This is a genomic window from Cupriavidus sp. GW823-FHT07A04, from assembly GCF_058794615.1.
In genome coordinates this window covers 136,332-158,100 of record NZ_JBXAHA010000014.1, presented here as the reverse complement: position 1 = coordinate 158,100, position 21,769 = coordinate 136,332, and the positions used below count along the sequence as shown (strand labels likewise).

The window sequence follows — 21,769 nt, the reverse complement described above, 5'->3', positions numbered from 1 at the left end:
CGGGGTCAAGGCATGGAATTTCTGAAACGTATTGGGGGCGCGCTCGTCTCCCGGCAGACGCTCGCACTTGTCGCCGTGCTTCTGGTGGCGGCAGCCATCTGGTTTATCGGACCGCTGCTTGGATTCAATGGCATGCATCCGCTGGCGGGCCTCGGCGCGCGCGCCACCGCCATCGTGCTGTTGCTGGCGCTGGCGCTTTTCTGGCTGCTTGGCTGGCCGGTGTCCATGATCGGGGGCGCCGCGCTGTGCCTGCTGATCTGGCACGCGGGGCCGTTACTTGCCGTTGGCGCCAGCCATCCGCTGGCGCCGAGTTCGGTCCGTATCCTGCTGATCTCGGCCATTGTCCTCGTGTTCGTTGCGTATGTGCTGTACCTGACTTGGCAGCGTGCACGTACGGATGAGACCTTCGTCGCGAGCCTGCTGAACTTCGGCGGGAAGCGCCAGGAGGTGGTCGCCAAGGATGAAGTTGCCGCGCTCAACACCGCCATCCAGACTGCGCTGCGCCAGCTCAAGGGCATGCGCACCGGCAGCCGGATCGGCCGATTGTTCGAGGGACGGCGCTACCTCTACGAACTGCCCTGGTACATGATGGTCGGCGTGCCAGGGGCTGGCAAGACGACAGCCTTGTTGAACGCCGGGCTGCAATTCCCGATTGCCGAGCAAATGAGCGCGGCGGCTCGCGCACGGCAGGGCACGGAGCAGACGAATTGGTGGTTCACCAACGAGGCGGTCCTGATCGACACGGCAGGCCGCTACACGGCGCAGGAATCGGGTTCGGCGATCGAGCTGGCCGAATGGAAGGGTTTTCTTGGCTTGCTGCGAAAACACCGTGCCCGCGCCCCGATCAACGGTGCGCTGGTGACGATCAGCGTGGCGGACCTGCTTCGGCATTCCGCCGAGGAGCGGGTTGCCGAAGCGGCCAGGATTCGGGCGCGCCTGGCCGAACTGCGTGAGGAACTGGGCATCCAGTTCCCCATCTATGTGCTGGTGACCAAGCTCGATCAGCTTGCCGGCTTCACTGACTACTTCCAATGCCTGACCAGCGAGGGGCGGGCCCAGCCCTGGGGGTTCACCTTGCCGGTTGCGGGCAAGCGCAAGCGGTGGCCGCGACAGCCAGCTGTTGATGCCGCTGCGCAGTGCCGCAAGGAGATGCAGTCATTGGTGACGCGGTTGGAGGTGGGGCTGGAGGGCCGACTGTCCGAGGAGTTCGATGTGGGCCGGCGCAAGGCGCTCTATGCCTTGCGCGATGAGCTTAGGAGCCTGACGGAACCGCTTGTCGCGATGCTGGAGCAGATGTTCCTGGACTCGCGGTACGACGACACCGAGCGCAATGCCATGCTGCGCGGCGTGTATTTCACCAGTGCCGCGCAAACAGAGGGGGCAGTGGTCGCAGATGCAAGCACCGTCTTCCGGGAACTGCTTGGCAGTGGCAAGGCGGGCAAAGCCGCTGGCGCCGCCGCGGGGAAGGCCACCGGCAACCGCAGCTACTTCCTGCAGGATGTTTTCAATCGCATCATTGTGCCCGAGGCGCACTTGGTGAAGCCGAACCTGCGCTGGGAATTCCGCTTCCGCCTGCTGCGGCTGCTCGGCCACGCGCTGGCACTGGTGATCTTCCTTTGGCTTGCCGGTGCGCTCTATAACAGCTTCGGCCACAACCATAACTATCTGGACGTGGTGCAGGAGAAAGCCAAGGGGCTGGCCGCGACGGTGACGGCGTTCTACAAGAAGCCGCAGCCGGATACGATGCCCGAGGTGCTGGCTGCGGCCCGCGACCTGCCCGCCTACGCCAGCCTGAATCTGGCCGATCCGTCTGTCGACTGGCGGTATGGCCTCTACAGCGTGCCGCCGGTGCTGGGCGCTGCGACCCAGACCCATACGAGATTGCAGGACAACCTGCTGGTGCCATACCTGGTACGCCGGGTCGAAGCCGTGCTTTCCACCGCGGTCGATCAGCGCGATGCCAAGCAGACCTACGACACCCTGCGGGTTTACCTGATGCTGCACGACGTGGACAAGTTCAACGCGTCCAACGTGCGCAGCTGGCTGCAAAGCGACTGGGCAACCGGCAACGGGGCGGAGGCCTTCGGTGGCCGGGTGGCTGTGCTCGCGCATTTGGACAGCCTGCTGGATGGCAGTCGTCCCGTGTTGTCGCCATACGCAAAGAACGAGGCGCTGATCCGCTCGGCGCGGGATTTCCTGGATGGAAATACTTCCGTCGAACGCCTCTACGACCGCGCCAAGGCGGCCATGATGGAGGAGGCGCCACAGGATTTCACGCTGGTGCGCGCGGTCGGGCCGCAGGCTGGCACGGTCTTCACCCGAGCCAGTGGTGAGCCGCTGGAGCGGGGCATCCCTGGGCTCTTCACCTACGCCGGCTACCACGACCTGTTCAATGCGCGCCTGCCGGAATTCGTCGGCAAGGCACAGGCGGTTGATACCTGGGTCATGGGAAGGGGCACGGGGCTCGGCGCTCAAAAAAAAACGCTTGAGAGCGCCGCGGGCAAGCTGACAGGCAACGATCCCCTGACGCGCGAGATTCGACGCCTGTACCTGAGCGAGTATGCGCGGCACTGGGAGGAATTCCTGGGCGATATCCGGACGGTGACCGGCAACAACCTGGCCTTTGACCTGGAGATCCTGCGCAATTTCGCCGCGCCGGACTCCCCGCTGGCCCGGCTGGGCCGGGCAGCGGTGCAGGAAACCACACTGAGCCGTCCGGTGGACCCCGAGGATAAGTCCCTGGCGGAGAAGGCGCTGTCCGCGCTGGACAAGAAATCCGACAAGGTCAACGCGCTGACCGCCCGCGCCGAGGCTCGCCAGGAGCGCGAGGTGGTCGACAGCCGCTTCGCCGCGCTGCGCGAAGTGGTGACCGGCCAGGCCGATGCCGCCAACCCGGGGGCGCAGGCTGCCGCCGGGAAGCCGCAGCTGGATACGATAGCCGGCATGGTTAACGCCTACTACACCAGCCTGGTAGTGGCCAACAATGCGCTGAACACCCGGAACCTGCCGCCCCCGTCAGAGGCTGGGGCGCAATTGCGCATGGAGGCGGCCAAGCTGCCGGCGCCCTTCAAGTCGGTGTTGGCCGATCTGGTCGTGCAGGGCACCCGGGATGTCAACAAGGGCGTTGGCGACATCCTGATTGCCCAGATGGACGCTGTGATCGGCGAAAGTTGCCGCAGTGCCGTCGACGGCAAGTATCCGTTCACGCCGACGTCGATGCAGGACGTGGATCCGGAGGATCTTGCACGCGTCTTTGCTACCGGCGGTGTGCTGGACGACTTCTTCCAGAAGGTACTGGCTCCACACGTGGATACCACCATCTCGCCGTGGCGCTACAAGTTGACCGCGCCCGACGTGCCACCGGTGGCCGGCCCGAGCCTGGTGCCGTTCCAGCGGGCCAAGGAGATCCGGGAGGTGTTCTTCCGTGATCCGGGCGCAAAGAAGATGGCCTGGAAGGTCGACCTGAAGGTCATAGAGCTCGATCCCGAAATCGTCGAGCTGAACATGGATTTCGATGGGCAGAGCCAGCGCTACGTGCACGGCCCTGTGATCCCGCTCAAGGTGACCTGGCCAGGCCCGCGCGGCGGGCAGGGTGCCGATATCACCGCCAGCCCGCGCATCCGCCCCGACACCTCGACGTTGACTGCCAACGGCCCGTGGGCCCTGATGCGCGTGATTGCCAAGGGTAAGCTGGCCGGCTCGGCGACAGCCAGCCACTTCGTGGCCGAGTATGACTTTGACGGCCGCAAGGCGAAGCTCGACATCAACACCGGCAGTCTCGCGAATCCATGGACCACCGCCCTGCTGCAGGGCTTCCAGTGTCCGGGGAGATCGGGGTGATTACGGCACCGTCGATTTTCGGCAAGCTGCCAGCGCAAGGGGACTTTGTTCGCCACAATGCGCCCCTGGCCCAGGTGGCGATGTGGCGGAACTGGTTCGACCCCGGGCAGGCCGAAGCTCCGGTCCGGGCGCCAGCGCTTTCCATTGTCGGCCAGGCGCCGCATTGGTTGCATCTGACGCCACCCAGCCTCGCGGGCCAAGCCCGATTGCGCGCGGCTGAGCCGTGTCATTTCATCCTGCGCACGCGCGGCGTGAAGTTCCCCAGCGAGGGCAGCTACCTGATTGGTGTCATGGCCGCGTCCCGAGACCGGGTGGGGCGCCGCTACCCGCTGGTGGTCTGGCAGAGCGTCAGCGCTCAATGGGCCGAGCAGCTGCTCGGCGCACCGGCGCACTGGCTCACCGATCTGGTGCCGTTGGTGCATAACCACACCCGCCTGCCGGACCGAACGGGCCTGGCCGCGGCAGTCGATGCCCTGTGGGCCAACCATCGACCCGGCTGGCGGGGTCGCATCCAGGTGTCGTTCAAGCGCCTGGCCGGCGCACGGAATCAGGCCGCCTCGGGGAATTTGCTCAGCGACAGCTTCACTGGGCCCGAAGCCATCCGTGACGACTGGCCGCCGCACCTGTTGCGCAGTGGCAGCCTTGGCAGCGTCTGGCAGGCCGGTACTGGCTGCGCCATGGAAATCGACGGCGTCCCGGCCATGCGCCACATTGTGGCCGGGCTTTGATTTCATTCCTCGACCACACGCGGCCACGCTCTATAAATTGCTGCTTGCGGGCAACTGCCTGTCGGAGTGCACACATCAGCAGCGGTATGGAACGGCCCGCAGCAGCGGCACCTTGTTGATCTTGCTTATCCTGCCGGCGGCCAGTTCGGGCCCGCTTACGCAAACAGATCCATGCCCTGCACCAGGCGCTTCGCCAGCCGTGGCTGCCGAAACTGATCCAGCCACCATTCGAGCGCGCGGCCCTCATGGTCGCCCCGCCACGCCACATACAGCGTGTTGGGCTCGCGCGGATCGGCCGTGCGCTTTTCCACCAGCTCCCCACGCTTGAGCAGCGAAGCCACGCGGTGCCGCGGCAGCCAGCCGACGCCCAGCCCCTCGCGCTGTGCCAGGATCTTCGCGCGCATGCTCGGCACGGCCAGCGAGGCTTGCCCGCCCACCAGGCCGTAGGCCCGCCCTGCGGTACCGCGCGATGAATCGGCCACAGCCACGCCCCGGTGCGCCGAGATGCGCTGGCGCGTGAGCGGCTCGGCTACGCTGGCAAGCGGGTGGCGCGGCGCCACGGCAAAGACCCATTCGACCACGCCGAGCTCGAACCAGCGCAGGCCGGGGATGGCGGGTGGCTCATTGGTCGCGCCGACGATCACATCGGCGCGGCCGTCGCGCAGCGCTTCCCAGGTGCCGCTGAGGACTTCGTGGGTCAGGCGCAGCGCCACGCCGGATTTGAGCGCATCGAAGCTGCGGATCACCGGCATCAGCAATTCGAACTCGAGCACTTCATCCGTGACGATCCATAGACGATCTTCCCAGCCGCTCGCCACCTGCCGCACGCGCTGGGTCATGCGCGATACGTCCTGCATCAGGCGCGCGGCCTCTTCGGCCAGCAGGTGGCCGGCAGGGGTGAGTTGCAGGCGGTAGCGGCGGCGGTCGAACAGCAGGGCGTCAAAGCGGCCCTCCAGTTGCCGGGCGGCGTGGGAGACGGTCGATGGCGCCTTGCCCAGGCGCGCCGCGGCGCGCGAGAGGCTGCCGCTGTCCCGGATGGCTTCCAGCAAGGCCAGTTCGTCTTCTGACAACATGTTCAACTCCGTCGAACGAGTTCATCGGGAAAATCGTACGGCAAAACACATGTGCCGGCGCAATATTCGTCGCAATGCTTCACCCGATTCCCGAAACCCCTTTGTTTGCAAGCGCCGTCGGCCAGGAGAGTACGTCCAGCCATGGCACAGTCACCGGAGAAAAGTCATGGCTCTCATTCATCGCATCGCAAGCTACGCCGGCGCCGCATTGCTGGTGTTCGGCGCGCTCGCTGCGCCACGCGCCGAAGCCGCTGCCGCCGCCGTCGTCTCTCATACGATCAAGGCGAACGGCGTTGCCTTGCACTACCTGCAATCCGGGCGCGGTAGTGGCACGCCGGTCGTGCTACTGCACGGCTACGCGGAATCCAGCCATATGTGGCTGCCGCTGATGGCGAAGCTTGGTGACAAGCGTACCGTGATCGCGCCGGACCTGCGCGGCGCGGGCGACTCGGCGATGACTGAGTCGGGCTACGAGAAGAAGAACCTGGCGCAGGACATTCACGCCATGGTCCAGGCTCTCGGCTATCGCAAGATCAACATTGTTGGCCACGATATCGGCCTGATGGTGGCTTACGCTTACGCCGCGCAATACCCGGACGAAGTGGAAAGCGTGACGCTGATGGACGCGTTCCTGCCCGGCGTGGGCGACTGGCAAAAGGTCTGGCTGCTGCGCGACAAGTGGCACTTCAACTTCTACGGCGACACGCCGGAGAAGCTGGTGAAGGGCCGCGAGCGTACCTACTTTGAACACTTCTGGAACGATTTCGCCGCTGACCCGAAGCACTCGGTGTCGGAGGCAAATCGCCGGATTTATGCTGCCAACTACGCCAAGCCGGGCCGGATGCGCGCGGGATTCGAGTTCTTCCGTGCGTTCCCGCAGGATGCCGAAGACTTCGCGGCGCTGGCAAAGCACCCGCTGCCGATGCCCATGCTGGTGCTGGCGGGCGAGAAGGCTTCGGGTAGTTTCCTGATCGACCAGGCGCGTCTCGTCGCCACCCATGTGCAAGGCGTGATCGTCAAGGGCTCGGGGCACTGGCTGATGGAAGAAGCGCCAGGGCAGACCATTTCAGCTATCGTGCAGTTCATCGATGCGCCGTCGCAACCCGTTAGCGCCGACTAAAGACGCCTACCTCACCGCATCAAAAAAAAGGAGTATCGACATGGGACTGCTCGTCAACGGCAAATGGCAAGACCGCTGGTACGACACGGCATCCACCGGCGGCCGCTTTGTTCGCAAGGACGCTGCCTTTCGCAACTGGGTGACGCCCGATGGCGCCGCCGGCCGGAGCGGCGCCGGTGGCTTCAAGGCCGAGGCCGGGCGCTATCACCTGTACGTGAGCCTGGCCTGCCCGTGGGCGCACCGCACGCTGATCATGCGCACGCTCAAGGGGCTGGAAGAGATGATCAGCGTATCCACGGTGCACTGGCTGATGCTCGGCGAGGGATGGACGTTCGCCGAGGGCGCGGGCGTGGTGCCGGACACGGTCAACGGTGCGCGGCTCTTGCACCAGGTCTACACCGGCGCCGATCCCGACTACACCGGGCGCGTCACCGTGCCCGTGCTGTGGGACAAGCAGCGGGCAACCATCGTCAATAACGAGTCGTCAGAGATCATCCGCATGTTCAACACCGCCTTCGATGGTATTGGCGCCAAGGCGGGCGACTACTATCCGGCGGCGCTGCGCGCGGAAATCGACGAGGTCAACGCACGGGTATACGACACGCTCAACAATGGCGTCTACAAGTCCGGCTTTGCCACCACGCAAGATGCATATGAAGAGGCGGTGACACCGTTGTTCGATACGCTCGACTGGCTCGAGGCGCGCCTCGCCACGCGCCGCTTCCTGCTGGGCGACCGGCTTACCGAGGCCGACATCCGCCTGTTCACAACGCTGGTACGCTTTGACGCGGTTTATGTGGGGCACTTCAAGTGCAACCTGCGGCGCATCGCCGACTATCCGAACCTGTCTGGCTTCACGCGCGACATCTACCAGTTGCCGGGGATTGCGGCGACGGTCAATATCGACCATATCAAGCGGCACTACTATGAAAGCCACCGCTCCATCAATCCGAGTGGCGTGGTGCCGGCGGGGCCGGTGCTGGACTTTGCCGCGCCGCCGGAGCGCGCGCGGCTGGCGGCGTAAGGCCGTTGTCCGTTTCTTTTTCGTTAGCCGAGACCACGCCCATGACGTTTCATCGCCAATTCCTGCTTGCCTTGCTCACATTGGCAGCCGTTGCCACCGCCCCCGTCGCGCTGGCTGCCGCCGACGATGGGCCCGCATATGGCCCCGAGCTGGAAGGCTTCGACTATCCGGCGCCGGTGCAGCAGTTCGCGTTCACCTCGCAAGGCGAGGCGATGCAGATGGCTTACATGGACATCAAGCCAGAGCGCGTCAACGGCCGCACCGCGGTCTTGCTGCATGGAAAGAACTTCTGCGCGGCGACCTGGGGGGACACGATCAAGGTGCTCAGCACGGCCGGGTATCGCGTCATTGCGCCGGACCAGATCGGCTTCTGCAAATCCAGCAAGCCGGCGCACTATCAGTACAGTTTCCAGCAACTGGCGCGCAACACCCACGCCTTGCTGGAATCCATCGGGATCCAGCAGGCGACGGTGATCGGGCATTCCACGGGCGGCATGCTGGCGATGCGCTATGCGCTGATGTACCCGCAACAGACGGAGCAACTGGCGCTCGTCAACCCGATCGGCCTGGAAGACTGGAAGGCGTTGGGCGTGCCTTCTTTGTCGGTGGATCAATGGTATGCCCGTGAGCTCGCCACCAACGCTGACAAGATCCGCAGCTACGAAAAGGCTACCTACTATGTGGGCACGTGGCGCCCCGAGTACGAGCCCTGGGTGCAGATGCTGGCGGGCATGAACCGCGGCCCGGGCAAGCAGCAGGTGGCCTGGAACTCCGCGCTGATCTACGACATGATCTTCACGCAGCCGGTCGTGTACGAGTTGGGCGCGCTGAAGACGCCAACCTTGCTGCTGATCGGCGACAAGGACACTACGGCCATCGCCAAGGATGCAGCACCGCCGGAAGTCCGCGCGAAGGTCGGCAACTATCCGGTGCTGGCGCTGCGCACCTTGAAGGCGCTGCCGAATGCCAGGCTGGTGGAGTTTCCGGCGCTGGGCCACGCGCCGCAGATGCAGGATCCAATGGCGTTCCACAAGGCGCTGCTGGATGGCCTGGCGGCGCTGCCGGCAAGCCGGTAGCGTGAATGCCGAAGGCGTGCGGGGGGACGGCGGCTGAGGGAATGAATCCTGCATGGGGGGCAGGGCAGGGCCGCTTTGCCCGTGGCTGTCACGCGCAGGCGGTTGCCGCCGCCAGATCAGATCCCTGGCCTGTCGTTACCGAACAAGAACACGCCATCTTGCACTTTCTCCGACCCATGCAGGCCGCGTTTTGTAAAAAATGCAGTGCTATCGCCGCCGTTCTCAGTCGATCCGCCGCACACGAAAAGCGCGCGCCCGGGAGACACGTTTGCCTTCGTCATGTCGTGTTCGCTGCGGTGACGCTCGGCGTGCCGGCAGGCCATGCCTTTGCCGAGCAGACGGAGGCGGCATCTGCGGTCGAAGTGGCGCAGTGCGGTGATCTGCTCACCATCGTGCGCGATAGCCTGGTCAAGGAGGTGGAAGTGCCTTGTGCTCACCCTTCGCCAGCGACATGCAACGAACGCAAGCGTCCGCTGCTGGCCATCACCGCCTATATCCGCGAGCGCAGCGCCAACCGAGGCGACGATTGCGACACGCTGCTGGAAGTGAATCGCCGCCTGCGCGCCTTGCCTCCAAAGCGCTGACAGGCTGCGCCGTGGTGCTACCATGCGCGCAGCTTGCTAGCCTGGGCATCAGGCCCGGGCGGCAGAGTTCGACTTTTGCAGGAGAATCTGGATGGATCCGACAGTAGTGATCAGCACCTTCGAGCGCATCGCCAACGACGACACGGTGGAGCTATCGGTGGACGATGCCGTGGCCGGCCTGGCCGCGCTGCTTGCCAGCGAGCCGTTTTCCGACGCGGCGCGTGCGCTGCTGGAGACGGTGGGCGCCACGCTCTATCGCGTGGGCCTGGATGGCTACGAAGGCTGAAGGGAAAGTGGGCGGCGCGCGCGCCGCTCCAGGCATTTCAGTAGACAGGCGCCTCGCCTTCGGGGCGGTGCTTGAAGCGGCGATGCACCCAGTAGTATTGCTCCGGCATGGCGCGGACCTGCTGCTCCAGGAACGCGTTCATGCGCAGCGCGTCGACCTTCTCGTCGCCGGAGGGGTAGCCCGCCAGCGCATCGAATATCTTCAGCTTGTAGCCGCGGTAGCCAGGCAGGACAGAGGTCGTGAAGGGCACGACGCGCGCGCCGCTGAGCGCGGCGAGGCGCGACACCGAGGTGAGCGTGCAAGCGGGGACGTTGAAAAACGGCACGAATACCGAATCGCGCAAGCCAAAATCCATGTCTGCCGCGAGCATCAGCGGCGTGCCCGACTTGAGCGCGCGCAAGGCCTGGCGCACGCTGCCATTGCGCGGGATCATCTCCGTGCCGAACCTGCCGCGCTGCTGCTTGGCGAGTTGTTCCAGCAACGGGTTCGACATCTTCGAGTAGAGTGAGGCCACCGGATGCTTGATCGAGTAGAACATGCAGCCGGCCTCGATCGCCACGAAATGGAATCCCAGGAAGATGGTCGGGCCGGCCTCGGTGTTGCCGAGCTCGATGGCAGACTCCAGCTCGACCAGGTCATTCAGCTTGCCGGCACAGCCATACCATTGCACCCCGCGTTCCAGGTAGCTTCGAATCACGTGGCTGAAATGCGCCTGTCCCAGGGCATGTCGATGCGCTTCGCTCTGGTCGGGAAAGCAAAGCCGCAGGTTGGTCTGCACCACGCTGCGGCGCCGGCTTGGAATGCGATAGAGCAGGGCGCCCAGGCCCATGCCGACGCGGGCGCACACGCTATAAGGCAAGGCGGCGAGCAAACGCAGCAGGCTGACGGTGAAAAATAGTCCGATACGCTGGATCATCCTGTTCCTGAAGGGTTGCCGCGAGGCGTGACGCGCGCCGCCGCGGCCAGGTGGCGCGGGCGTGCAGCGCTGTCTCGCGTGAAAGACGCGGCAGTGGTGGTGATTGCCAGCTAATGGGCTTGCGGGGCTTGTTGGGCCCGTCTTGGTGGTGTGGTGCTACGGCGCCGCGTCGATGCAGGCGCGTGCCTGGATCATTGAAGGTCCGGGACCGGCGCCTGCTGCGGCGCTAGCTGCCAGCCCTGCGCATCGACGTTCTTGCCGTCGCGGTAGATCCAGCCGGTGCCGCAGGCCTGGCACACAAAGGTACTGACTGTCATTGCAGGGCGGCGTGGCACCTTGATGCGCTGCGTGTCGGTGATCCTGAGCAACGCATGGCCTGGCGAGCCACCACGGTTGGTGTCGATGGCGAGGCAGGCTGGGCAAGGCGACATGCGGAATCCGACGGCGGAAGGTGGGTGACTGTAGCACGTTCATGCTGCTATAAACCGCCGCCGCGAGCTTGTATCTGTTCGCGCACGTGGGCGCGCGCGATGCGTGGCGCGAGGTGTGGAAAAGACCGTGCCCGCAACCAATGAGGCACTTTTTTCTTCAGTAAGTTGACATGCCTATCCCAGCCCTGTATAAACGTTGGTGCAGGATCTTTCAAGCGGTTACTCAGATGTTATGGATCGTCCCCTCCAAGCGGCGATTCGTTTGCTCCATGTTCCTTCCTTGATCGTCATGCCTGGTGAGCATCAGGCTCATCCAGAACTTTTAAGGTTTAAAGGATATCCAGCATGGAAACCGGTACCGTCAAGTGGTTCAACGACTCCAAGGGCTTCGGCTTCATCACCCCTGACGCAGGCGGCAACGACCTGTTCGCGCATTTCTCGGAAATTCAAGGCGGCGGTTTCAAGTCGCTGCAAGAAGGCCAGAAAGTGCGTTATGTCGCAGGCGTTGGCCAAAAGGGCCCCGCAGCGACCAAGATCGAGCCGATCTAATCGAGCCGATTCGAATCGCCTAGAAAGAAGCCCCGCTTAGCGGGGCTTTTTTTTACCGACCGGGAATCATCGAGGTGCGCAAGCGCATAAAACATCATGCCTATGGTCGAATCCATCCTTCTAGCCGCCGTCCGGGTCTCGTCCTTCGAAGGCCAGCAGCCGCTGACCAATGCGAGCGGATTCTTCTTCGAGCGCGATGGCCGGCTCTTCGTGGTGACCAGCCGCCATGTGGTGTTCGACGAGCCAAGCAAGCACCACCCGGACCGTATCGAGATCGAACTGCACAGCCAGCCGGAAAACATGGCCGACTCGATCGGCTTTTCGATTCCGCTGTACCGTGACGGGCTTGCCGTCTGGCGCGAAGGCGAGGACGGCGGTGGTCCGGTCGATGTCGCCGTGGTGGAGATCGAGCGCAAGGCGTTGCCGCCCAAGCTGCTTTACCGGGCCTTCACGCCGGAACATCTGGCGCAGCCTTCCGACCGCGTCGAGGTGGGCGACTCCCTGTTGATCGTTGGGTTTCCCCTGGGTTTTCATGACGCGCTCCATCATCTGCCGGTTGCGCGCCAGGCCGTGGTCGCGTCCGCGTACGGATTGCGTTTCCAGGGCCAGGGGTTTTTCCTGACCGATGCCAGGACTCACCGCGGCACCAGCGGCGCGCTCGTAGTCTCGCGCATGCGCGATGGCCGGGGCGACAAGCTGGACCTGCCGTGGATGCTGCTCGGCATCCACTCGGCTCGCTTCGACGTCGGCTCGCGCGACCTGGCGGAGGACGAAGTGCTTGGGCTGAACTCTGCCTGGTATGCGGACATGCTGCTGACCCTGACCGAGCCCGTGGCGGCAAAGCCCGCGCGGACCGCGCCTGGCGCCGCCGCTACTCCCGCTGCTGCTACGCCCCCCGTTGCTGCTGCAGCGGCTATTGGCAATGCGGCAGCCATGCCGTCGGTTGCCCCGGCGGCTGCTCCCGCGCCAGTCCCGCCCGCTCGGCCAAAATAAAGGTCATGGAGCGGCTCCTAATAGGAGTAGAAGGAGTAGAGTGGGACTCAGTGGAACTGTGGAGTGCATCATGGACGTCAATCCGATTGCCAGCTACAAAGGGTTCGACTTATACCCTCTCGTGTACAAGCACGCCGTGGTGCGCACCTGGCCGGAACGCAGGCCGGACCGGACCTTCGATGCCGCCGTCGTGATCTGCCGCGAAGGTGGCGAGCCCGAGGGAACGCAGGCCCGTACGTTCCGCCTCGACACAGTGCCGTGGGACAACGTCGGCGCTGCGCGCCGTGGTGTCGTTCGTTACGCCGAGGACATCATCAACGGCGCGATTCCCGGGCAATCCGTCGTCTCTCTCTGACGCCTAGAGCGAGATGCGGCAATGTCCGTCGTTGCACGAGGATGACGCAGGCGCGCCTGTCATGTCCTCGCCTGTCCATGGCTTGGCCGAGCAGCCGGCCACCGCTGCGTCGTCGCCAGTTGACGAGATCCCCGGGATGTCCTGCTTGTCCATCGGACCGACGGCGCGCCGATCGTTCGTCGGTGCATCGTCATGCTAGATCTCGTTGCCTTCGTGAAGCCCGTCCTTGACGAGATCACCGGGCAAGACGTCAGGATCTGGCCGGCGGGGCAACGCGTGGTGACGGCAAACTGGCAGATCCCTGATGCCAGGAGCTTTACCTGGTCAGCCAGGGCGCTTGAAATAGAGATGGCGCAGGACGTCGCGGAGCAATTGAGCAACGCGGACCAGGACGCCTTATATCAACTACAACGCAGCCTTGACCGGTATCTGCGCGCACGCCTTGGCGTCCATTGCAAGCAGGACAAGCCAGGGAACGCGATCGTGATTGTCGTCGATCGCCTGATGGCTCCCTAGCTTGCCCGCGTGCTGGCGCATTGGGCCTAGGCATTGGCCATTGCGAGCGAACCGGCACAAGGCCAGCTGCGGCATCAAGCCGCCTGGAGCACTACATGAACAATACGCCTTCCGCCTGCTACAAGGGTTTCGACCTCTATCCGCTGGTGTACAAGATCCAGCCCGCGCAATCCTGGCCGAGGACCAAGCCGGATCGCAGCTTCAACGCGTCCGTGGTGATCTGCCGCGAAGGCCATCGGCCCGGCAGTGAACGCACGCGCGTGTTCCGCCTGGAAAGTACCCCTTGGGAGAATATCGGCACGGCGCGCAGGGGTGCCGTGAAGTTCGGTGAAGATATTATTAACGGGCTGATCCCCGGGGAGTCTGTCGCTACGCTGTAACGCTGCGCCGGCAGAATCTGGCCCAGTAGCGCGGCGTTGCCCGTGCTTGCCGTGATGCAGGTGTTGCCAACTGGTATCGTAGGGGTGGCCCGGCCACCGCCAGGCAATGGGAAGCAAGAGGAAACGGGACCGCGCCGTGCAATGCCCGCCCTGCCGGTCTACCTGTCAAAACCTGCCGTGCGCAGTTGCGCCGGCGCCGCGAGCGCATACGTCATGAACAAGGTTGCCACACCATCCAACTTCCTCTGCACGCTACCGGGGCAAGGCAAGGGCATCGCCTACCATGTAGCCGTCAGCTTTCTCGACTCCAGTCATCCGACGGGTGTGCGCTTCACCAGTTTTGTCGGTGACGGCAGGCGTTCATTCGGGGTTCAGGCCAACGAGGCGGCCTTGGCGGGCGAAATGGTCGACAGCTTCGAGGCATTGTGCCGGCTGGCGATCGGGCAAGCGATTCGTGACAACCTCTATGACAAGGCTGGCGAAGGAGACTACGTGCTGGACCTGGGCGCGCAGCCTTTCGAGGGCGAATTGCGCCCGGTTGGTTCGCGCGTTGGTGTCAGCATGCCGCGCATGCGGTTTCCTGGCTGAGTCATCGCGTTGCCTGGCGCTGGCACGGGCGCGGGGAGCGCCCGGGAGATCGTGCTGGTCCGGACTGCCTGGCTAGACGCCGAATGCCGGGCTGCCGAAGCGGGCCAGCAGCGATTCGATCAGTGCCATGTCTTCGGTCTGCGGCGTCCTGTCTTCCGTGGCGCGCGACGGGCCGCAATAGGTTGCGCATACATGCCTGCGCACGGTTAGCACTTCATCCGCGGGGCGCTCCACCGTGACTTCCGGTCCCGGCACGTGGCGATAGCTTCCGCCTACCCAGCCACCTGGCGTCAGGTGCATCTCTTCCCATTCTTCGCTGATCGACATGTTTCTTCCTTTCGTTAGAGGGTGGGAGGGGCCGCGGGCCAACAGCTTGACGGCGCGGCAGCGTATCCGGCCGACCAGTATCAGTACTTGTGGCGGTAGTTGATCCGGCCCTTGGTCAGGTCGTAGGGCGACATTTCCAGCGTGACGCGATCGCCGGCCAGGATACGAATGCGGTTCTTCTTCAGGCGGCCGGACGAATAGGCCCACACCTGGAAACCATTTTCCAGGATGACGCGAAAACGGTTGTCCGGCAGTACTTCCGATACTTGTCCACCAAATTCCACTAGTTCTTCTTTAGCCAAGGATGATCCTTTTGCAGCAAGACCTGCTGCACAGTAGGTTGAGACGCATGCGGGTTGCTTTTCGTGTGGCCGGCTTATTGCAGGCGCATATCGGCAGCGACGCTCTCGGCCGCGCGTCGGGCGGCCTGTTTAGCCTGGGCTTCGGTGCCATGCGTGGCATGGCGCATCGAGACGTTGGCGACGATGCATTCGGAGCCGTTCTTGTATTCGGCGATCAGATAGGTCGCAAACCACACGCCTGGCTCTTGTTGTATCGGGTAGACCGACACCGTGTACGGATTGGCGCGGTTGGCGCGGGTGGTGCTATTGGTGCGATTGATGCTTTGATTCAAGGTGTTGCCCTTATGCGGGCGGACGATCTGAGGCAACGTTGAGCGCATCTCATGGTGCGCCGCGTGCTCTCTTCTGGCGATCGGTCGCCGTGTTTGCGTTGTCCAGCAACGTCAGGTCTCGCGCATTTGCGCGGGAAAGGCAGCTGGTGATGAGTGGACCGTGCTTGCGCAGGCTGATGCGCCAGGTACATGCGCACAGGTTACGGAGCGGACATGCCGCCGGGTCGGGAGGGTGATGGGCGGTTGTCGCCCTGAACGAATCGGGTGTACGCCCGACAGGCTGCCGTTAATATTTTGATGATGTCTGGCAGCCGGCACGTTTGGGCCGACGAGAAGAGGGTCGGCGAACGGCCAAGACTGGCAATGATACCATTTTCCGTCAATCGGCGCTCGCCCGCGGATTTGCGCGTACGATAGACATGGCGTTGCGCATAGCGCCCCTCGTGGCGCTGGTGTGGCCCGGCGCTACCTGTCGTATCACGGGAAAGCCGGTGCCCGATGCCCGGCAGGCCGTAACTGAACGAGGTGATCGATGCCGGAGAGTTTTTTCTATCAGGGCCATTACGTCAACCTGGAGTTGACGCAGCGCACTTTCGGGCAATGGAACTGGGTCTATACCCTGGATACGCACGGCCGTTTTGAAAACCAGGGCAACGCGTTCAGCTCGCGCGAGCTTGCCATGGCGGATGCCCTGGAGAACGCCAAGGCCCGGATCGAGCGCCTGGGGCACTAGTTACGTGGCACCAGACGCCTGGCCGCCTTACTTCCCCTCGTCGGGAATGTTGTATTGCGCCTGCAGCGTGGCCGTGAATGGCCGGATCTTCTCGATGCAGGCCGCGCTGTCGCCGCCCTCCATGGTGGACAGATTCCAATTGCAGCCGCCTGCGTCCGGCGCATGCCAGCAAACGTCGCCGAAGCAGGCGCCGCTGCATTCCGCGAATTTCTGCTGCTCGGCGCGAATCATCGCGCGCAGTTCCGCCTTGTTCTTGATCTGTCGGTCCATGGTCGTCTCCTGTTTTTTCGTGGGGAAGTCTTGCTGGGCGTGGCTGCGGCCAGGCCGGTCAGGGCGGCCGCGCGATGGACTGCAATTCCGGGCGAATCGAGGGGGCGGGATTACTTGCGCTTGACGAAGGTGGACATGTCGTCGATGACGGTCCTGGCATAGGACACGGCCAGGTCGATGGCATCGTGCGGCGTGTGCGCGACATGCTCGAGCAAAGGTGGCACCAGCCTGAGCGAGCCGCTGTCGCCGCTGACCTGCGTGATGGTCACGGTGGCGAGAAAGCTCGCCCGTGCGAGTTCGGCATTGGCGCTTTCGTCGAACGAGCGACGTACATTGGCCGAAACCTTGAACCCCTTGTAGATCGCATGATTTTGAGACATGTTGATCTCCTTTCTTCAACGAGCATACGCTGTTTGCCCGGTGGCGTCCGATTTACTTGGCGGGGCGATGGCACGCGGTTATCAGGCGGCGGCCGAAGGCGATTCTCCTGCTTCCGTCATGCGCAGGCGCCTCGCGCGCGATATTTCCCTGAACGTTGGAGTAAGCGGGTATGCTGGATCTGCCGCCTGGCACGCAATGCAGTAACCCACTCGTGGAGACACACCATGGCCAAAGGTCAATTACGCGGCAATCGCGAAACCAAGAAGCCCAAGCAACCCAAGAAGCCGGTCGCGCCCGCAGCACCGTTCGGTGCCGTCCAGTCGCGCGTCGGCAATGATGGCGCAGCAGGCAAGAAGAAGTAATCAAGGCGCAAATCAAGGCGCGAGTAAAGCGCAAATAATGCGCAAATAATGCGCAACTGAAGTGCGACTGAGACGGAACGTCAGGCTGGACCGTGTCATCTTGCGTTGCAGCAAGAAGCGCGGGGTGCCGCCGCTGCCGGCGTGCTCCCGTTCAGCACCTGACGCTCACCCGAGGCGGTGGCGGTGACAAGCTGCCGCCGGGGCGTTCGAGACACCGGGAGTGCAAGATGAGGCGTGACATGTCCTTCGCGGACCGCGTGCTGACGGCACTGCGCGCTGACAGCCAGGCGATGATGACGGATCTCCAGCTCGCCAAGGCGCTGGGCAATGCCGATGCATCCAAGCTCAGCCACCATTTATTGCTGCTTCAGGATTCGGGCTTGGTCGCCAAGACCGCTACCTCCGGGTGGCGCCTGACCTGGGCCGGCCACGACCGCGCGGAAGCGCGCAGCGTGGCCTAGCAGGCATCCGGCCGGCCGCCAGCCCGGCCGCACAGACAAACCAAATCCCCCGCTATAAAGTACAAAGCCCGTGGCTATTGCGGCACGGGCTTTGTCACGCTATTTCTTGTCGGCGGGCTGTACCGCTTGCGGGTCAAACTGGCCGGGCTGGGAGGTCCTGCGCTTTTCGCCGGGTTGCTGGAAGTGTGTCTTCCAGGGTGTGGTCGGCGCTGTTTGCTGACCAGGTTGCCTGGGACTGTAATTCATTCAATACCCCCATCGATGTCCGTCCGTGCCGGACCGGCACTCTCCCAGTGTAGGCTTGTGCCGGCCCTTTCCCTAACGCTGTTACCGATGAGGCGCCCGCCCGCGGCGGCATCGCCATGCCGGCGTCATTCCTCCTGGAATGCTTCCTCGCGCTTGGCCTTGATCGACGGCAGGGCAACGATGCAGACCAGCAGCCCGGCCGCGATCAGCAAGCCGAGCGACAACGGACGGGTCAGGAATACGGTGAATGTCCCCCGCGACAGCAAGAGCGCGCGGCGGAAGTTCTCCTCCATCATCGGCCCCAGCACAAAGCCCAGCAGCAGCGGCGCCGGCTCGCACTTGAGCTTGATGAACAGGTAGCCGATCACACCGAAGCCAGCCGCGGTGAAGACGTCGAAGGTCTGGTTGTTGACCGAGAACACGCCGATGCAGCAGAACACCAGGATGGCCGGGTACAGGTAGCGGTAGGGCACCTGCAGCAGTTTGACCCAGATGCCGATCAGCGGCAGGTTCAGGATGATCAGCATCAGGTTGCCGATCCACATCGAGGCGATCAGGCCCCAGAACAGCGCGGGATTGCTGGTCATGACCTGCGGGCCCGGCTGGATGTTGTGGATGGTCATCGCGCCCACCATCAGCGCCATCACGGCGTTGGGCGGAATGCCCAGCGTGAGCAGCGGGATGAAGGAGGTCTGCGCCGCGGCGTTGTTGGCCGATTCCGGGCCTGCCACGCCTTCGATGGCGCCCTTGCCGAATTCATGCGAGTACTTGGAAGTCTTCTTCTCCAGCGAGTAGGCCGCGAAGGAAGCCAGCGCCGCGCCGCCACCGGGCAGGATCCCGAGGATGGAGCCGAGCGCGGTACCGCGCAGCACCGCTGGCGCCATGCGCTTGAAGTCCGCCTTGGAGGGCCACAGGTTGGTGACGTGATCGGTAAAGGTTTCGCGGTTTTCCTTCTGCTCCAGGTTGGCGATGATCTCGGCAAAGCCGAACATGCCCATGGCCAGTGCGACGAAGTCGACACCATCGGTCAGCTCCGGCACGTCGAAGGAGAAGCGCGCGGCGCCCGAGTTCACGTCCGTGCCGACCAGGCCCAGCAGCAGTCCCAGCACGATCATGGCCACGGCCTTGGGCAGCGAGCCCGAAGCCAGCACCACGGCGCCGATCAGGCCCAGGCACATCAGCGAGAAATACTCGGCGGGCCCAAACTTGAATGCCAGTTCCGACAGCGGCGTAGCAAACGCGGCCAGGATCAGCGTAGCCACGCAGCCGGCAAAGAAGGAGCCTAGGCCGGCGGTGGCTAACGCCACCCCCGCTCGCCCTCGCCTGGCCATCTGGTAGCCATCGATGGTGGTCACCACCGACGACGACTCACCCGGCAGGTTAACCAGGATGGCGGTGGTGGAACCACCGTATTGGGCGCCGTAGTAAATGCCGGCCAGCATGATCAGCGCAGCCACCGGGGGCAGCGTGTAGGTCACCGGCAGCAGCATGGCGATGGTTGCCAGTGGCCCGATGCCGGGCAGCACGCCGATCAGCGTTCCCAGCACGCAGCCGAGAAAGCAGTATCCAATGTTCTGCAGTGTCAGCGCCGTGGAGAACCCAAGGGCCAGGTGTTCGAATAGTTCCATGAGGCTGTCTCCCTCGCCTGCAGTGAAACCCGGGCCGCGCATCTGCGGCAAGGCAGGCACGGCGGACCAGGCTACGCGCGGTATTTTTTGCGGAATTGCGCGCGAATCGGAGGAAGCTGGCGCGGCGCGAGGCTACGCTGGTTTCCGCCACAGATCGTCATCGACAGCAAGCGCGCGCGCTTAGGCGCACCCCAATGGCTTACCAAGCACAGTAGGCGCGAGTGCTTTCATCCGCCTTTCAGTGACGGCAGCTGCGGGTATGTCCCGATACGCCTGAGTGATGCTTAAGTGACGCCGAAGTGACGCGTGAGTGATGCCTGAGATTCCTTGCGCCCGAAAAGCAACGCCCCGGCCAAAAGCCGGGGCGTTGTCACATGGCCCGCCGCTCGCCTGGCAGGCAAGCGGGCGCACTGCTTACTGCTTCGTCGTGTCCTTGCCCATGGTGTCCTTGCCCATCGAGTCCTTGCTCATGGAGTCTTTGCTCATGCTGTCCTTGCCCATCTTGTCCTTGCTCATCTTGTCGTGGCTCTTGCTCATCTTGTCTTTGCTCATCTTGTCCTTGCCCATGGTGTCCTTGCCCATGGTGTCCTTGGCCATGCTGCTGTCATTGCTCATGGCATCCTTCTTCATGGAGTCCTGGGCAAAGGCATGACCCGCAAACAGCATCGTGGTCGAGAGCAGGGTGGCTGCGAAAATTTTGTTCATGAAGATCTCCTTGGGTTGGTCAGTGTGCAGGCCGGCATCATGCCGGCCAATTTCAAGCGGATCAGGATCCGCCGAACCAGTTGTATCCCTGGTCTTCCCAGTAACCGCCGGGATACGTGTTGGTGACGTACAGCGCCATGATGTGCTTGGGATTCTTGTAGCCAAGCTTGGTCGGCATGCGCAGTTTCATGGGGAAGCCGTACTTGGGCGGCAGCTTCTCCCCGTCGTAGGTAAAGGTCAGCAGCGTCTGCGGATGCAGCGCGGTGGGCATGTCGATGCTGGTGAAATAGTCGTCGGCACAGCGAAAGCCCACGTACTTCGCGCTGGTGTCGGCACCCACGCGATGCAGGAATTCCGAGAAGGGCGTGCCACCCCACTTGCCGATGGCGCTCCAGCCTTCCACGCAGATATGGCGCGTGACCTGCGAGGTCTGCGGCAGCGCGTAGAGCTGCTCGAGCGTCCACGGATCCTTGCGCGCCACCATGCCGCCGACCTCCAGCCGGAAGTCGGCACCGTCGACCTCGGGTACTTCGTCCTCGCCGTAGAAGGCATTGAACGGGAACGGCCGCGTGATCATGGACTCTGCGTAGGTGGGCGCGAGCCGCTTGGGGTCGAACAGCCAGCCTTGCACGCGATCGTTGAAGCGCGATACCGCGGTGAGAAAGCGCTCCACCGAGGCGTCGTCGCTCAGGCTGCAACCCGTCAGCATCGACAGCCCGCCCAGCGTGATGGCGCGCTTGGCGAACAGGCGGCGCGACGGCATATCGAGTTCGCGCACGGCGTCTCGCAGGATCAGGCGCCGGTCTAGCGTGACGATGGGTTTGGATTTGTTCATGGCGGTTCTCCGCGATGCGGCTCTGTGGATTCAGTTCTGTGGATGCGTTTGCGTGAACACGGCCGGCGATCAGCGCCCGCGCAGCATGATCAGCAGCGTGCGCGGCACCAGCGCCACCATGGCCACATGCACCACGATGAACAGCACGATGGCGCTCATGCACACGAAGTGGACCCAGCGCGCCGCGTCATAGCCGCCCATCAGGTCGCGCAGCAGCGGGAATTGCACCGACTTCCAGATTGCCAGGCCGGACAGCACCGTGACCACGATGACCACCACCACGCCCAGGTACATGGCCTTCTGGGCTGCGTTGTATTCAGCCAGGTCCGGGTGCGCCAGCCGGCCGCGCAGCGCCGCGGCGATATCGCGCAGCGCGGCGGGCACCGACAGCGGCAGGAAGCGGCGGCGGAACCGTCCGGTGAGGACGTTCATCAACAAGTAGAACAGCCCGTTGGCGACCAGCAGCCACATGGCGGCGAAGTGCCACTGCAGTGCCCCGCCCAGCCATCCGCCGAGCGTGATGCCCTTGGGGAAATGCAGGCCGAACAGTGGCGACGCGTTATAGATGCGCCAGCCGCTCATCACCATGATGATGACGGCGATGGCGTTGAGCCAATGGGTGATGCGCACCCATGCCGGCTGGATGGAGGCGGACGTTTGTCCGCGGCGGCCCTGTGCGGGCCGCGATAGCTGGGAGGCTGTGTCCACCGTCATTCTCCAATGTTCCG

General features: G+C 63.9%; 28 protein-coding genes. 16 read left to right on the top strand and 12 right to left on the bottom strand.

Features of this window, described 5'->3' with window-relative positions:
* Positions 1-12: 12 nt before the first annotated feature.
* Together tssM and AC1Q7Q_RS24450 are read left to right on the top strand one after the other, a co-directional pair.
* Positions 13-3,840 (top strand): type VI secretion system membrane subunit TssM, encoded by a 3,828-nt coding sequence (tssM, locus tag AC1Q7Q_RS24455; RefSeq protein ID WP_492373367.1) that lies wholly within the window; start codon positions 13-15, stop codon positions 3,838-3,840.
* Positions 3,819-4,568 (top strand): TagF domain-containing protein, encoded by a 750-nt coding sequence (locus tag AC1Q7Q_RS24450; RefSeq protein WP_492373368.1) that lies wholly within the window; start codon positions 3,819-3,821, stop codon positions 4,566-4,568. Before tssM ends, AC1Q7Q_RS24450 begins: the two co-directional genes overlap by 22 nt.
* A 155-nt stretch (positions 4,569-4,723) precedes the next feature.
* Here the strand turns inward: AC1Q7Q_RS24450 and AC1Q7Q_RS24445 are convergent, their stop codons facing one another.
* Positions 4,724-5,641, bottom strand: coding sequence for a LysR family transcriptional regulator (locus AC1Q7Q_RS24445; RefSeq protein WP_174427085.1), 918 nt, complete (start codon positions 5,639-5,641; stop codon positions 4,724-4,726).
* A gap of 166 nt (positions 5,642-5,807) precedes the next feature.
* Here AC1Q7Q_RS24445 and AC1Q7Q_RS24440 point away from each other — a divergent pair, with 166 nt between their 5' ends.
* The 5 genes from AC1Q7Q_RS24440 to AC1Q7Q_RS24420 all read left to right on the top strand — a co-directional run bounded on the left by AC1Q7Q_RS24440 (position 5,808) and on the right by AC1Q7Q_RS24420 (position 9,731).
* The gene (locus AC1Q7Q_RS24440) at positions 5,808-6,761 is read left to right on the top strand and encodes an alpha/beta fold hydrolase (protein ID WP_492373369.1); all 954 of its coding nucleotides are present in this window, start codon (positions 5,808-5,810) and stop codon (positions 6,759-6,761) included.
* A gap of 40 nt (positions 6,762-6,801) precedes the next feature.
* Positions 6,802-7,785 (top strand): glutathione S-transferase family protein, encoded by a 984-nt coding sequence (locus tag AC1Q7Q_RS24435; RefSeq protein WP_492373370.1) that lies wholly within the window; start codon positions 6,802-6,804, stop codon positions 7,783-7,785.
* Positions 7,786-7,826: 41 nt separating this feature from the next.
* Complete coding sequence (locus AC1Q7Q_RS24430; RefSeq protein ID WP_492373371.1) at positions 7,827-8,861, top strand: alpha/beta fold hydrolase; 1,035 nt, start codon at positions 7,827-7,829, stop codon at positions 8,859-8,861.
* A gap of 284 nt (positions 8,862-9,145) precedes the next feature.
* Complete coding sequence (locus AC1Q7Q_RS24425) at positions 9,146-9,445, top strand: hypothetical protein (RefSeq protein WP_492373372.1); 300 nt, start codon at positions 9,146-9,148, stop codon at positions 9,443-9,445.
* A gap of 91 nt (positions 9,446-9,536) precedes the next feature.
* Positions 9,537-9,731, top strand: coding sequence for a hypothetical protein (locus AC1Q7Q_RS24420; protein WP_043344120.1), 195 nt, complete (start codon positions 9,537-9,539; stop codon positions 9,729-9,731).
* A 37-nt stretch (positions 9,732-9,768) separates the two neighbouring features.
* Here the strand turns inward: AC1Q7Q_RS24420 and AC1Q7Q_RS24415 are convergent, their stop codons facing one another.
* Positions 9,769-10,647: a lipid A biosynthesis lauroyl acyltransferase gene (locus AC1Q7Q_RS24415; RefSeq protein ID WP_492373373.1), complete on the bottom strand. Its 879-nt coding sequence runs from the start codon at positions 10,645-10,647 to the stop codon at positions 9,769-9,771.
* A 191-nt stretch (positions 10,648-10,838) separates the two neighbouring features.
* Entirely contained in the window at positions 10,839-11,078 is a 240-nt protein-coding gene (locus tag AC1Q7Q_RS24410; protein ID WP_267605672.1) for a hypothetical protein, read from the bottom strand.
* Between the two features lie 345 nt (positions 11,079-11,423).
* On the opposite strand from AC1Q7Q_RS24410, the gene AC1Q7Q_RS24405 reads away from it, so the two are divergent.
* The 6 genes from AC1Q7Q_RS24405 to AC1Q7Q_RS24380 all read left to right on the top strand — a co-directional run bounded on the left by AC1Q7Q_RS24405 (position 11,424) and on the right by AC1Q7Q_RS24380 (position 14,459).
* Entirely contained in the window at positions 11,424-11,627 is a 204-nt protein-coding gene (locus AC1Q7Q_RS24405; protein ID WP_006157950.1) for a cold-shock protein, read from the top strand.
* Between the two features lie 96 nt (positions 11,628-11,723).
* The gene (locus AC1Q7Q_RS24400; RefSeq protein WP_492373374.1) at positions 11,724-12,620 is read left to right on the top strand and encodes a trypsin-like peptidase domain-containing protein; all 897 of its coding nucleotides are present in this window, start codon (positions 11,724-11,726) and stop codon (positions 12,618-12,620) included.
* A 70-nt stretch (positions 12,621-12,690) separates the two neighbouring features.
* The gene (locus AC1Q7Q_RS24395; RefSeq protein ID WP_043344135.1) at positions 12,691-12,975 is read left to right on the top strand and encodes a hypothetical protein; all 285 of its coding nucleotides are present in this window, start codon (positions 12,691-12,693) and stop codon (positions 12,973-12,975) included.
* 192 nt (positions 12,976-13,167) lie between these two features.
* Positions 13,168-13,491 (top strand): hypothetical protein, encoded by a 324-nt coding sequence (locus tag AC1Q7Q_RS24390; protein WP_492373375.1) that lies wholly within the window; start codon positions 13,168-13,170, stop codon positions 13,489-13,491.
* 95 nt (positions 13,492-13,586) lie between these two features.
* Positions 13,587-13,871, top strand: coding sequence for a hypothetical protein (locus AC1Q7Q_RS24385; protein ID WP_150988690.1), 285 nt, complete (start codon positions 13,587-13,589; stop codon positions 13,869-13,871).
* Between the two features lie 213 nt (positions 13,872-14,084).
* Positions 14,085-14,459 (top strand): hypothetical protein, encoded by a 375-nt coding sequence (locus AC1Q7Q_RS24380; RefSeq protein WP_150988687.1) that lies wholly within the window; start codon positions 14,085-14,087, stop codon positions 14,457-14,459.
* Between the two features lie 72 nt (positions 14,460-14,531).
* On the opposite strand, the gene AC1Q7Q_RS24375 is transcribed toward AC1Q7Q_RS24380, so the two are convergent.
* From AC1Q7Q_RS24375 to AC1Q7Q_RS24365, 3 genes are all read right to left on the bottom strand, one after another.
* Positions 14,532-14,786: a translation initiation factor 1 gene (locus AC1Q7Q_RS24375; RefSeq protein ID WP_150988684.1), complete on the bottom strand. Its 255-nt coding sequence runs from the start codon at positions 14,784-14,786 to the stop codon at positions 14,532-14,534.
* 80 nt (positions 14,787-14,866) lie between these two features.
* Complete coding sequence (infA, locus tag AC1Q7Q_RS24370) at positions 14,867-15,088, bottom strand: translation initiation factor IF-1 (protein WP_006157957.1); 222 nt, start codon at positions 15,086-15,088, stop codon at positions 14,867-14,869.
* A gap of 74 nt (positions 15,089-15,162) precedes the next feature.
* Positions 15,163-15,420, bottom strand: a complete 258-nt coding sequence (locus tag AC1Q7Q_RS24365) for an isochorismatase (RefSeq protein ID WP_416047721.1) — start codon at positions 15,418-15,420, stop codon at positions 15,163-15,165.
* A 532-nt stretch (positions 15,421-15,952) separates the two neighbouring features.
* Here AC1Q7Q_RS24365 and AC1Q7Q_RS24360 point away from each other — a divergent pair.
* Positions 15,953-16,153: a hypothetical protein gene (locus AC1Q7Q_RS24360; RefSeq protein WP_150988681.1), complete on the top strand. Its 201-nt coding sequence runs from the start codon at positions 15,953-15,955 to the stop codon at positions 16,151-16,153.
* A 27-nt stretch (positions 16,154-16,180) separates the two neighbouring features.
* Here AC1Q7Q_RS24360 and AC1Q7Q_RS24355 read toward each other — a convergent pair whose 3' ends face one another.
* Positions 16,181-16,423 carry a hypothetical protein gene (locus AC1Q7Q_RS24355; RefSeq protein ID WP_043344153.1) on the bottom strand — a complete coding sequence of 81 codons (243 nt, stop codon included), beginning with the start codon at positions 16,421-16,423 and terminating at the stop codon, positions 16,181-16,183.
* A 110-nt stretch (positions 16,424-16,533) separates the two neighbouring features.
* Positions 16,534-16,803: a hypothetical protein gene (locus AC1Q7Q_RS24350; protein WP_006157961.1), complete on the bottom strand. Its 270-nt coding sequence runs from the start codon at positions 16,801-16,803 to the stop codon at positions 16,534-16,536.
* Positions 16,804-17,028: 225 nt separating this feature from the next.
* Here AC1Q7Q_RS24350 and AC1Q7Q_RS24345 point away from each other — a divergent pair, with 225 nt between their 5' ends.
* On the top strand, positions 17,029-17,166 hold the full coding sequence (locus AC1Q7Q_RS24345) for a hypothetical protein (protein ID WP_006157962.1): 138 nt from the start codon (positions 17,029-17,031) through the stop codon (positions 17,164-17,166).
* Positions 17,167-17,405: 239 nt separating this feature from the next.
* The gene (locus AC1Q7Q_RS24340; RefSeq protein ID WP_043344159.1) at positions 17,406-17,627 is read left to right on the top strand and encodes a hypothetical protein; all 222 of its coding nucleotides are present in this window, start codon (positions 17,406-17,408) and stop codon (positions 17,625-17,627) included.
* A 371-nt stretch (positions 17,628-17,998) separates the two neighbouring features.
* Here AC1Q7Q_RS24340 and AC1Q7Q_RS24335 read toward each other — a convergent pair whose 3' ends face one another.
* The 4 genes from AC1Q7Q_RS24335 to AC1Q7Q_RS24320 form a co-directional block, all read right to left on the bottom strand.
* Complete coding sequence (locus AC1Q7Q_RS24335; protein WP_492373376.1) at positions 17,999-19,501, bottom strand: tripartite tricarboxylate transporter permease; 1,503 nt, start codon at positions 19,499-19,501, stop codon at positions 17,999-18,001.
* A 414-nt stretch (positions 19,502-19,915) separates the two neighbouring features.
* Positions 19,916-20,206 (bottom strand): pentapeptide MXKDX repeat protein, encoded by a 291-nt coding sequence (locus AC1Q7Q_RS24330; protein WP_492373377.1) that lies wholly within the window; start codon positions 20,204-20,206, stop codon positions 19,916-19,918.
* Positions 20,207-20,267: 61 nt separating this feature from the next.
* On the bottom strand, positions 20,268-21,041 hold the full coding sequence (locus AC1Q7Q_RS24325; protein ID WP_459372991.1) for a molybdopterin-dependent oxidoreductase: 774 nt from the start codon (positions 21,039-21,041) through the stop codon (positions 20,268-20,270).
* 69 nt (positions 21,042-21,110) lie between these two features.
* Positions 21,111-21,755 carry a cytochrome b/b6 domain-containing protein gene (locus AC1Q7Q_RS24320; RefSeq protein WP_492373378.1) on the bottom strand — a complete coding sequence of 215 codons (645 nt, stop codon included), beginning with the start codon at positions 21,753-21,755 and terminating at the stop codon, positions 21,111-21,113.
* Positions 21,756-21,769 lie beyond the last annotated feature (14 nt).

Coding starts and splice junctions, on each gene's coding strand:
- AC1Q7Q_RS24360 (WP_150988681.1), top strand. CDS start 15,953: ATGCCGGAGAGTTTTTTCTATCAGGGCCATTACGTCAACCTGGAGTTG.
- AC1Q7Q_RS24430 (WP_492373371.1), top strand. CDS start 7,827: ATGACGTTTCATCGCCAATTCCTGCTTGCCTTGCTCACATTGGCAGCC.
- AC1Q7Q_RS24390 (WP_492373375.1), top strand. CDS start 13,168: ATGCTAGATCTCGTTGCCTTCGTGAAGCCCGTCCTTGACGAGATCACC.
- AC1Q7Q_RS24405 (WP_006157950.1), top strand. CDS start 11,424: ATGGAAACCGGTACCGTCAAGTGGTTCAACGACTCCAAGGGCTTCGGC.
- AC1Q7Q_RS24320 (WP_492373378.1), bottom strand. CDS start 21,755: ATGACGGTGGACACAGCCTCCCAGCTATCGCGGCCCGCACAGGGCCGC.
- AC1Q7Q_RS24350 (WP_006157961.1), bottom strand. CDS start 16,803: ATGTCTCAAAATCATGCGATCTACAAGGGGTTCAAGGTTTCGGCCAAT.
- AC1Q7Q_RS24385 (WP_150988690.1), top strand. CDS start 13,587: ATGAACAATACGCCTTCCGCCTGCTACAAGGGTTTCGACCTCTATCCG.
- AC1Q7Q_RS24420 (WP_043344120.1), top strand. CDS start 9,537: ATGGATCCGACAGTAGTGATCAGCACCTTCGAGCGCATCGCCAACGAC.
- tssM (WP_492373367.1), top strand. CDS start 13: ATGGAATTTCTGAAACGTATTGGGGGCGCGCTCGTCTCCCGGCAGACG.
- AC1Q7Q_RS24380 (WP_150988687.1), top strand. CDS start 14,085: ATGAACAAGGTTGCCACACCATCCAACTTCCTCTGCACGCTACCGGGG.
- AC1Q7Q_RS24335 (WP_492373376.1), bottom strand. CDS start 19,501: ATGGAACTATTCGAACACCTGGCCCTTGGGTTCTCCACGGCGCTGACA.
- AC1Q7Q_RS24415 (WP_492373373.1), bottom strand. CDS start 10,647: ATGATCCAGCGTATCGGACTATTTTTCACCGTCAGCCTGCTGCGTTTG.
- AC1Q7Q_RS24435 (WP_492373370.1), top strand. CDS start 6,802: ATGGGACTGCTCGTCAACGGCAAATGGCAAGACCGCTGGTACGACACG.
- AC1Q7Q_RS24325 (WP_459372991.1), bottom strand. CDS start 21,041: ATGAACAAATCCAAACCCATCGTCACGCTAGACCGGCGCCTGATCCTG.
- AC1Q7Q_RS24330 (WP_492373377.1), bottom strand. CDS start 20,206: ATGAACAAAATTTTCGCAGCCACCCTGCTCTCGACCACGATGCTGTTT.
- AC1Q7Q_RS24445 (WP_174427085.1), bottom strand. CDS start 5,641: ATGTTGTCAGAAGACGAACTGGCCTTGCTGGAAGCCATCCGGGACAGC.
- AC1Q7Q_RS24345 (WP_006157962.1), top strand. CDS start 17,029: ATGGCCAAAGGTCAATTACGCGGCAATCGCGAAACCAAGAAGCCCAAG.
- AC1Q7Q_RS24410 (WP_267605672.1), bottom strand. CDS start 11,078: ATGTCGCCTTGCCCAGCCTGCCTCGCCATCGACACCAACCGTGGTGGC.
- AC1Q7Q_RS24340 (WP_043344159.1), top strand. CDS start 17,406: ATGTCCTTCGCGGACCGCGTGCTGACGGCACTGCGCGCTGACAGCCAG.
- AC1Q7Q_RS24440 (WP_492373369.1), top strand. CDS start 5,808: ATGGCTCTCATTCATCGCATCGCAAGCTACGCCGGCGCCGCATTGCTG.
- AC1Q7Q_RS24355 (WP_043344153.1), bottom strand. CDS start 16,423: ATGGACCGACAGATCAAGAACAAGGCGGAACTGCGCGCGATGATTCGC.
- AC1Q7Q_RS24400 (WP_492373374.1), top strand. CDS start 11,724: ATGCCTATGGTCGAATCCATCCTTCTAGCCGCCGTCCGGGTCTCGTCC.
- AC1Q7Q_RS24375 (WP_150988684.1), bottom strand. CDS start 14,786: ATGTCGATCAGCGAAGAATGGGAAGAGATGCACCTGACGCCAGGTGGC.
- AC1Q7Q_RS24395 (WP_043344135.1), top strand. CDS start 12,691: ATGGACGTCAATCCGATTGCCAGCTACAAAGGGTTCGACTTATACCCT.